This window comes from Clostridium sp. HV4-5-A1G (assembly GCF_900184915.1).
GTDB classification, from domain to species: domain Bacteria; phylum Bacillota; class Clostridia; order Clostridiales; family Clostridiaceae; genus Clostridium_B; species Clostridium_B aromativorans.
In genome coordinates this window covers 1-5868 of sequence record NZ_FXYI02000205.1, presented here as the reverse complement: position 1 = coordinate 5868, position 5868 = coordinate 1, and the positions used below count along the sequence as shown (strand labels likewise).

The window sequence follows — 5868 nt, the reverse complement described above, 5'->3', positions numbered from 1 at the left end:
CGCCATTCACACTTGTAGGTTCGGCGGGATCGTCATATGTTTATAAGAGACAGGTTATATATTATTATTTTTGAGGAGGAATTCTAAACATGAAAGCAACAGGAATTGTTAGACGTATAGACGACCTAGGTAGAGTTGTCATACCGAAGGAAATAAGAAGAACACTTAGAATAAGAGAGGGGGATCCTTTAGAGATATTTACGGACAGAGAAGGAGGCGTTATATTAAAAAAGTATTCGCCTATTGGTGAGCTCAGTGATTTTTCCAAGGGATATACTGAATCACTACAGCAGACTGTAGGTCATATAATTATGATATGTGATAAAGATAGTGTTGTATCCATAAGTGGAGCTCCTAAAAAGGAATATGTGGATAAAAAAATAAGTTCAGAATTGGAAAAATTAATAGATGATAGAAAGACAGTTTCAGCTTCTGAAGGAAAAGGAATTATACCCATATATGATGATGAAGATATTCAGGGAAAATATTCTGCTCAAGTTATATGCCCTATAATATCTGGTGGAGATGCTATTGGAGCTGTAATAATAGCATCCAAAGAGGAAGCTAAATTTGGCAATGTGGAAACTAAGCTGGCTGAAACAGCATCTTCATTTCTTGGAAAGCAAATGGAACAATAGGAAAAAATGGCGGCATTAGCTGCCATTTTTTTATGGGCAAACTTCATCTCAGTGTAACAGTCATTTAATCTATTAAAGAAGTATTGACTGTGATATAAAAAATATTCACTTAAAGTAATAATACTTTCAAATTTTAAATAATTATAAACATGGAAATAAATTATTTGCAACTATAGCAATTTGGAGGTATTTTTATGAAAAAGCAGTCACTTATAAAAGGTACGATTATATTAGGAGCAGCAGGTATAATATCCAAATTTCTAGGATTATTTTTTAGATGGCCACTTCAAATGCTAGTGGGAGATGAAGGGGTGGGATATTATCAGATGTCTTTCCCCCTTTATATGTTTTTTGTTGCAGCTGCATCGGGTATACCTGTGGCTGTATCTAAAATGGTATCGGAAAAAAATGCACTTGGGGATTATAAAGGTATTATTCAAGTATTGAGAAAGTCTTTACTTTTAATGTTCATTTTAGGAACAGGCTTTACGGCAGTGCTTCTTATATTCTCAAATCCAATTATACATTTTCTAAAATGGGATAGAAAGTCCTACTATTCACTGGTAGCTATAGCCTTTGCACCTATGTTCATATCTATAATGAGTGCATTTAGAGGCTTTTTTCAGGGACTTCAAAATATGAACTATACCGCTGTATCTCAGATTATAGAGCAGATAGGAAGAGTGGTAGTTGGAGTTGGACTTGCATACTTGCTTTTACCTAAAGGCATAGAATATTCTGCAGGTGGAGCGGCTTTGGGGGCAGCTGCAGGTGGATTATTTGGGGGAATATATTTAATAATAAAATATATTCCTATAAGAAAAGAAATAAATGTTAAAGTGACAGATAACAAAGATATACTGAGCAGACTGTTGTATATAGCAATTCCAGTATCTTTAGGGGCTGCCGTCAGTAGTATAATGAGTCTTATAGATTCGGCACTGGTGCCTCAGAAGTTATTAGAAGCAGGTTTTACATATAAAGATGCAGCAATATTATATGGACAACTTACGGGAAAAGCATTTATATTGATAAACATACCTCTTACTATATCAGCTGCATTATGTGCCTCCTTAATGCCTATAATTGCAGAATCACACATATTAAATAGAAAATTAGATGTGATTAACAAGGTGGATTTATCCTTTAGACTTTCTATGGTGATTGCTCTTCCTTCTATGCTTGGATTGTATACTTTGGCTTATCCGATTTTAGATTTGATATTTCCAGGTCAATCTGCCGGTTCTAGTATACTTCAGTATTCTGCACTATCAATACCATTTATAATATTGGTGCAGACATCTACCGCTATATTACAAGGGGTAGGATATTATATTAGGCCTGTACTCAATCTATCTTTAGGATGTATTGTAAAAGTAATTTTGACTTCATTTTTAGTAGCAATTCCCCATGTAAATATTTATGGAGCCATTTGTGGAAGCATAGCAGGCTATGTTCTGACTTGTATTTTAAATATAATATTTCTTGTTAGAAAATTAAAAATAGATGTAAATTATTTTGAAATCGTAGTTAAACCCGCCTTTGCTTCTATTTTTATGATAATAGCTGTTGTAATTATCTATATGTGCGTCTATAATTATACAGTAAGCAGTAGAATAGCATGTTTTCTGGCTATAATTTCAGGATTGATCATCTATATTCCGCTTATAGTTATATTTAAAATATTTAGGTATAACTATATAAAAAGTAAATTTTTAAAAAGATAAGGAGGTTTACAAATGATTAAGGTAGTAGGCCTAGGTCCAGGCTCAGTAGAATCTCTTACCTTGGGTGCCGTAAATATACTTAAAAATTCAGATGAAGTCTATTTGAGAACAGAAAAACATCCCACTGTAAATTATTTAAAAAAATTAGGCATAAGTTTTCATACCTATGACTATATGTACAAAGACAAAGATAAATTTGAAGATGTATATAAATCTATTGCAGAGGATTTGGTACAAAAAGATGAAAAGTTCAAACAGATAGCCTATGGAGTTCCAGGTCATCCTCTAGTAGCGGAAAAGTCAGTTCAATTATTGATAGAACTATGCAGAAAAAGATCTTTGGATATAGATATAGTACCGTCAGTCAGTTTTATAGATACTATTATAGAGAGACTGAATATAGATGCTGGCGACGGGTTGAAAATAATTGATGCTTTTAACATAAAAAATCAGATGCTGGACAAAAGAACTGGTATCATAATAACCCAAGTGTATGATAAATTAATTGCATCCCAGGTTAAATTGGCCTTGATGGAGTACTATGGAGATGATATTGAAATATATTTTATAAAGTCTGCAGGAATTAAAAACAGTGAGATTATAAGGAAAATAAAATTATATGAGTTAGATAGGCAAAGCGATATAGATTATTTAACAACAGTTTATATACCTAAAAATTTAGAAATTACATATGATTTAAAGGATTTATTGGATATAATGAAGAAATTAAGAAGTGATACAGGATGCCCTTGGGATAAAGGGCAAAATCACGACAGCTTAAAAAAATATCTTATAGAAGAAAGTTATGAGGTGATGGAAGCTGTAAATGAAAAAGACGATGCAAATCTTGTAGAAGAACTTGGTGATGTATTATTTCAGATAATATTTCACTGTCAAATAGGAGAAGAGGAGGGATTTTTTAATATAAGGGATGTAATTAATGGCATATGCCATAAGATGATAAATAGGCATCCTCATGTATTTGGAAGTGAGAATATAGACAATACAGAGCAGGTACTTACGAATTGGAATATTATAAAAAAGGAAGAACAGGGCCTAAAAACATATACAGATGAGCTTATACATGTAGCTAAAACTTTGCCGGGTCTTATGAGAGCAGTAAAGGTTCAGAAAAAAGCTGCAGATGTGGGATTTGATTGGGACAAAGTTGAAAGTGCACTGGATAAAGTTTTAGAGGAATATTATGAAGTAAAAAATGTATATAAAAGTGAAGAAAAGGTAAAAATAGTAGAAGAAATAGGGGATTTAATATTTGCATGTGTAAATGTAGCAAGATTCCTTGACATCGACCCTGAATTTGCATTAAATTATACTATAGAGAAATTTATAAAACGTTTTGCATATATAGAGAAAAGTGCTATGGCTCATGGTTTAGATATGATGGATATGACATTAGAGGAAATGGATAAACTTTGGGAGGAATCTAAAAATAAATAAATCTGAGTTTTATATGCAAAAAAAAGAAGGAGTTTATAAATTAGTGCAGAATATGGCTATATATATTATAATTAAATATAGTAAGTGATAAATAATTTAATTACGTATGCAATATACATAAGTTAAAGGTTAGTTGTTTTTGTACGAATACATGAATGTTTATTACTTTCTATAGTTCCTAATTGAATTTAATTGGGAGTAATTTGTAAAGATATTTGCATGATTTTGCACATATGTCTATGAAAATAAGAGGAGGTAAAAAAGGTGAATAAATCAGAATTAATTGCTAGTATAGCAGAAAAGTCAAAGTTAACGAAGAAAGATGCAGAGGCAGCTTTAAAGGGATTTATAGAAAGTGTAGAGGAAACACTTGAAAAAAAGGAAAAAGTTCAATTAGTTGGATTTGGAACATTTGAAGTGAGAAAAAGAGCTGCTAGAATGGGAAGGAATCCTAGAACTAAAGAGGAGATAAACATACCAGAGTCAACAGTTCCTGTATTTAAAGCGGGTAAAGAATTTAAAGATAAAGTAAATAAATAATATATTTTCAGAAAACCTGGATGAAAATCTGGGTTTTCTGCTTTAAAAAGGAGAATTTGCATGAGGTTAGATAAATATCTTAAAGTATCTAGAATAATAAAGAGAAGAACCGTTGCAAAAGAAGCCTGTGAAAGTGGAAGGGTTATAGTAAACGGTAAAGTGGCAAAACCTAGCACTGAGATCAAAGAGGGAGACGTAATAGAAATCATATATGCAAACAATAGTCTTAAAGCAAAAATTTTAAATGTTAAAAATTATGTTAAAAAGGAAGATGTTCAAAATATGTATAAAATAATTGCGGAGACAAAAGATGTGAAATAGAAAGTAATATAAATTATTCCAGCCACATATATTTATTATAGGTGGAGGGGATGTTTTATGGAGAAAAAAGAAATAAAGCTTGAAGACAAAAAGAGCCTACTAAGTCTTGAAAATAGGAAAAAGTTAATACTAACAGGTATTATTGAAGTTATAAGTTTTAATGAGGATCAAATATCGTTAAATACCAATCTTGGAATTCTTGATATTAAGGGTAAAGATTTAAAGATGAATAAATTAGATGTCCAAAATGGTGATGTTAGTATAATAGGCACTATAAATTCCTGTGTTTATATAAATAATGAGCCTAAGAAGAAAAAGCATAATTTATTGTCTAAAATGTTTAAGTAGTTAGGATTATTATGATTATATCAATAGGTGATCAGGTCAGAATTATATTGTTTAGTATTATGGCAGGAATAATAACTGGGGTGCTGTTTGATTTTTACAGGTTAATAAGGGGATTAAGTGGCTTAAATAAAATAATAATGTTTATAGAAGACACTCTATTTTGGTTGTTTACAGCTGTAATTGTATTTGTATTTTTGATGTATACTAATTATGCTTATTTAAGAATGTATGTATACATTTTATTGGCAGTGGGTATATATTTGTATTTAAAAATTTTTAGCCGCATATTTATAGGCTTTTATGAAAAATTGTTTAGAATATTGGGAAGGGTATTCAGGGTAATTTTAAATACTCTAGTATATTTTTTTCAGTACGTTATTTATATAATTAAGAAAAAAAATAAAAGAAATTATAAGAATTAACTTGAAGAAAATTAAAAATCAAATTACAATATAAATATAATGTTATTTGTGATAATTGAAGATAAGATTATGTTCTCATAGGCATCTAATATAGTTTAGATAAAAGTTTTAATTAAAGAAACTGGTGATTATTGTTGAAGATAAAGGTTAAATGGAAGAATATATTCTTTTTACTGTTAGTTTTATACATAGGCTATATATTCGTAAGCCAGCAGATTACTATGCAGAATATAAAAAAGCAAATAGTCGAGAGAAAAACTGAAGAACAAAAGCTGAAGGTAAAAAACCAAAAATTACAGGATGAAGTTAAAATGTCTGCATCTGACATATATATAGAAAAATTAGCCAGAGAGAAGTTGGGTCTTATTAAACAAGGTGAAACTCCTGTAATAGATAATAATAAATGAATTATAT

General features: G+C 30.5%; 8 protein-coding genes. All 8 read left to right on the top strand.

What is annotated here, in order from left to right; genetic code table 11:
* Positions 1-89 precede the first annotated feature (89 nt).
* The 8 genes from spoVT (at position 90) to J5G60_RS16080 (ending at position 5861) form a co-directional block, all read left to right on the top strand.
* Positions 90-638, top strand: a complete 549-nt coding sequence (gene spoVT, locus J5G60_RS16115) for a stage V sporulation protein T (protein ID WP_150357785.1) — start codon at positions 90-92, stop codon at positions 636-638.
* 194 nt (positions 639-832) lie between these two features.
* Entirely contained in the window at positions 833-2365 is a 1533-nt protein-coding gene (locus J5G60_RS16110; RefSeq protein WP_150357787.1) for a putative polysaccharide biosynthesis protein, read from the top strand.
* Between the two features lie 12 nt (positions 2366-2377).
* Complete coding sequence (gene mazG / locus J5G60_RS16105; protein ID WP_150357789.1) at positions 2378-3823, top strand: nucleoside triphosphate pyrophosphohydrolase; 1446 nt, start codon at positions 2378-2380, stop codon at positions 3821-3823.
* Between the two features lie 264 nt (positions 3824-4087).
* Positions 4088-4363, top strand: a complete 276-nt coding sequence (locus tag J5G60_RS16100) for an HU family DNA-binding protein (protein ID WP_150357791.1) — start codon at positions 4088-4090, stop codon at positions 4361-4363.
* A 60-nt stretch (positions 4364-4423) separates the two neighbouring features.
* Positions 4424-4684: an RNA-binding S4 domain-containing protein gene (locus J5G60_RS16095; protein ID WP_150357793.1), complete on the top strand. Its 261-nt coding sequence runs from the start codon at positions 4424-4426 to the stop codon at positions 4682-4684.
* A 57-nt stretch (positions 4685-4741) separates the two neighbouring features.
* On the top strand, positions 4742-5032 hold the full coding sequence (gene yabP, locus J5G60_RS16090; protein WP_150357795.1) for a sporulation protein YabP: 291 nt from the start codon (positions 4742-4744) through the stop codon (positions 5030-5032).
* A gap of 11 nt (positions 5033-5043) precedes the next feature.
* Positions 5044-5454, top strand: a complete 411-nt coding sequence (gene yabQ / locus J5G60_RS16085; RefSeq protein ID WP_150357797.1) for a spore cortex biosynthesis protein YabQ — start codon at positions 5044-5046, stop codon at positions 5452-5454.
* 134 nt (positions 5455-5588) lie between these two features.
* The gene (locus tag J5G60_RS16080) at positions 5589-5861 is read left to right on the top strand and encodes an FtsB family cell division protein (protein WP_150357799.1); all 273 of its coding nucleotides are present in this window, start codon (positions 5589-5591) and stop codon (positions 5859-5861) included.
* Positions 5862-5868: the final 7 nt, after the last annotated feature.